3 protein-coding genes are annotated in these 3,931 nt (G+C 39.9%); 1 reads left to right on the forward strand and 2 read right to left on the reverse strand.

Going from position 1 to position 3,931, the window contains the following annotated elements; all coding sequences use genetic code 11:
* Positions 1-32 precede the first annotated feature (32 nt).
* Positions 33-2,573, reverse strand: coding sequence for an Ig-like domain-containing protein (locus BTO22_RS02570; RefSeq protein ID WP_105054154.1), 2,541 nt, complete (start codon positions 2,571-2,573; stop codon positions 33-35).
* A 230-nt stretch (positions 2,574-2,803) separates the two neighbouring features.
* Here BTO22_RS02570 and BTO22_RS02575 point away from each other — a divergent pair, with 230 nt between their 5' ends.
* The gene (locus tag BTO22_RS02575; RefSeq protein WP_105054155.1) at positions 2,804-3,289 is read left to right on the forward strand and encodes a GreA/GreB family elongation factor; all 486 of its coding nucleotides are present in this window, start codon (positions 2,804-2,806) and stop codon (positions 3,287-3,289) included.
* Positions 3,290-3,363: 74 nt separating this feature from the next.
* On the opposite strand, the gene BTO22_RS02580 is transcribed toward BTO22_RS02575, so the two are convergent.
* Positions 3,364-3,931 (reverse strand): succinylglutamate desuccinylase/aspartoacylase family protein (locus BTO22_RS02580; protein WP_181044541.1); only part of this gene is annotated, 568 nt, incomplete at its 5' end.

Below are 3,931 nucleotides of genomic sequence, written 5' to 3' on the forward strand. Positions count from 1 at the left end.
ACTTATTTGAGCGCCTTTTTTGTACCTGCTATTTATTGATTGTTCATCTGCGTGAGTTTGTCACCGATAGGTTGTGAGAAGTTAAATCCATCATGTCTATCCCAGTTGATTGACCATGTCATGACTCCGCCAAAATTTGGATACAGTTTATTTGGTACAACAGTGCTACATGCCGATCCATAAGTGACACAATCTAAAGCATCAATAATATTTTGAGTTGGTGCTTGACCTGAGTTTGCAGAGCTTGGGCCAGATGGCAAGCCAATTGCGACTTGATCATCTCTAAGTGGGGCAAAGAATGACCCATCGGCTAACTCAAAACCCTCGACCAACATTTTCACAGAGGCAACCATCATATCAACAGAGCCTTCTGGCGCTGCTCCTGGCATGTATGGATTTGCTAATCCACCATTGTTATATAGCTGAACATGAAGAAGATCTAAGGTATCTCGAACTTGGTCGATGACTGGGATATAAGCACCCCAAATGCCACTGTAAGCAACCATTCCCCCTTGCACATAAGGATGCTCAGGAGCCATAGTTAAATACATATCTCCTCCCATGTTTGCTTCGATTTTCTTTAACGCGGTAGGCAAACGAGCTTGGATTTGTGTCCCGTGAAGTAAGTTAGACCCACTTTCTAAATCAATGTCTAATCCATCAAAGCCCCAATCAGCAATAATAGCGGTTAGGCTACTAACAAAGTTTGCTTCGTCTTCTGCTGTATTTAAGGTAATTGTACCTTCTGCACCACCGAGGGATAAGACGAATATTTTTCCTTTTGCTTGTAATGCTGCCATATCTTGTTTGAATTGTGCTGGATCTAGTGCGGCACAGCTACTGTGTATATCGCCAGAATAAAGATTGAAGTGTACTGTTCCGTTACTGTTTCTATCATTATCAGCAAAGGCAATATCGATGACGTCCCAAGAATCTGACATTTCAGATAATCGAGTAGGGCAGCCAGAACCATTAACAAAGTTATGCCAATAGCCTATTAATTTATGTTTGGCTTGGCTTTGTTCTAACACCGTAACACTAGATGCTGTAGATAGGGCTGTATTACCTTGAGCGTCAGTTGCTTCTACAGAAATAGAATAAGCACCAATGGCGCTTGGCATCCAGTTTGTATTATATGGCGTCGTAGTATCTGAACCAATAATAACGCCATTAACTAAGAAATCGACGTGGCTGATTGAACTCGTTAATGAGGTTGCTGTTGCACTTAATTGAGCTATTTTACCTAGAGCAAGGCTAGTACCTGATTGTGGTGATGTGAGGCTTGTTACTACGTTTTGATCGCTAACAGTAACAAGAATGCTACTGTCTGAATTATTGCCTTCGTTGTCGGTTGCAACTGCTTTTAATGTATTCGAGCCAATTAGGGTTGCGTCCCAACCAATTGAATAAGGTGCTTGTGTGTCAGCTCCTAATGTTATGTTATTAGCAAAGAATTCAACACCAACAATACTTCCATCGCTATCATTTGCAGTTGCATTAAGAATGACTGATGAACCTGCTAAAATAACGCTGTTGTCGCTAGGAGAGGTAATGCTAACTTGTGGTGGTGTACTGCAAACGCCTAATCCTGTCCATGCATCTTGCCAGTTTGATCCCGTTCCTGGAGCGTAAGCCCAATCAGAGGATGATGAACACCAACCACCTATCTCGCAACGGTATTTTTGGTTAAGGTTTTGAACTTCATCACCAGTCGTATAATTAGTTCCCGCTTGATACTGAGGCAATCCTGTACATCCGCCGCTAGACGGTTCAGAAACAATGAGTGTGACTTCTTTACTAATGGTTGATTGACTATCGTTATCTGTCGCTTTGGCTTTAAAGCTATGAGAACCGCTTATTGCTGTCCACAAATGCTCAAACGGAGCATTGGTATCGGTGAATACTAACTGACTATCAACATAAAACTCGACTTGACTAACTTCGCCATCACTGTCCATTGCCGTTGCTGAGATAAGAAGTGAATCACCGATAGATAAGTTTTCAGTTCCATTCGGAGAAATGAGTTCGATTGTTGGTGGTATTAATTCTCCAGCGGATTGAACATTAATAGCTACAGATTCAGTTGTTGTACTGCCTTCATTATCGGTTGCAATAACTGAAATATTTGTTGTATTTTTCACGGCAACCCAAGGAGTGCTGTAAGGTGATTTTGTTATTGTTGCTATAGATTGGTTGTTAGAGAAAAATTCAACTTGAGCAATGGAACCATCACTGTCATTAGCGTTTGCTTGTAATGTAATTTCACTACCTTCTGTAATTATTGCATTATTTAATGGTGAGGTTATTGATAATGTAGGAGCAATATTTCCCCCTCCATTAGTGCATTCTCCTAGACTTTTCCATTCTTGCCATTCTCCTGAATGAGTTTCTGGAGAATTTCCTTGTGACCACCACTGTGCTTGATAAGCTGTATTATTTTGTTGGACTTCAGTACCACCACCATAGGCTTCAGAACTTTGCCAAAATGGGAGTGAGCTACAATCAAATGCACTTGCGCCGTATGACATAAAGAGAGCAGAAGCAATAGCACTTCTAATAAAAATCCTTTTCATTTATTTACCCTTAATTTAGTGAGTGTTATAGACACTTAATTACTAGTATAAAATAGGGTAATTACTTTTATTTTGGTTCTGATTTAACAGAGGATCACAGAGAATATTTTAATTCTCATTAAGTTACGACTGTTTTTAGAAAGACTTCACATTAAGAAAATGATTGGAAATATAAATGTGAATCTTAATTTTTGCTATTATAACCCGCTAGATTTTATGGATTATGTAAGATGATAGAAAAAGAAGCATTATTAGAATCAATTATCCAAGCGTTGCGTGATGTTCATCAAATGGCGGTAGAAGCAACGCAGCGAGCGATTGATCAAGCAACAGACAAAGAAGCGATTGCACGCAGTAAGTATGAAACTTTTGGCTTAGAAGCGTCTTATTTGGCTCATGGACAAGCATTACGAGTTGCAGAGTGTGAAGCTGATATTCTTGCTTATCGTAAATTACCACGCTTAGAATACAATGAAGGGAGTGTGATTAATCAATGTGCTTTAGTGACGCTTGTTAATCAAGATGATATTGAAAGTCGATTCTTTATCGGCCCGTCAGCTGGTGGGGTAAAAGTAATACATAACAAAATGACATTTTCATTAATCACACCATCAGCTCCGCTTGGGAAAGCCATGATAGGGCAACAACTTGGTGATGAGTTTGAATTGAATTTAGCGGGTAAGAAACAGCACTATGAAATAATAGGTGTGCAGTAATTAATATTGGGCATTTATTTATAAAATAAGAGAGGCGAACCTCTCTTATTTTTAAACTGTGTTAGTAAAAAATACTACAGTGTAGATGTTGTGATTTGAGCATTAGTCAATTGATCTGTATCCGCTTCGATGATTTCATCGATATAGGTTTCAACCGTTTGACCTACCATTTCATCATCTTCAGTAAAATAAGCAAGATGGAAAATAGCATCTCCCTCATTAACCAAAGGCAAAGTTTGCTGGCCAATAACGATACCACCTTTATGAGCGCGAAGCTCGATTTCACTGTGGCCTAGCGGTGCGCTGATATAAGCCAGAACCTGACCTTTCTCAACTTGTTCACCTAGAGTCACAACAGTACGTAAAATACCGTCACTCTCTGCACGTAACCAATTTGTTGATTTTGCTATAATAGCTTCAGGTAAACGCTTTCTGCTTGCCTTTAGCATACCGATGGCTTGCATTACACGGTGCACCCCAACATAACCCGCATTGATAGCAATCGGCTCAAAGCGTAACGCTTCACCTGCTTCATAGGTTAATACTGGGATGTTACATTTTTCAGCTTCACTGCGAAGAGAACCGTCTCTTAAAGGTGAGTCAACAATCACTGGCGTACCGAATGCGTGTGCAATACGTAAC

Source organism: Aliivibrio sifiae, from assembly GCF_002954705.1.
Taxonomy (GTDB): Bacteria; Pseudomonadota; Gammaproteobacteria; order Enterobacterales; family Vibrionaceae; genus Aliivibrio; species Aliivibrio sifiae_A.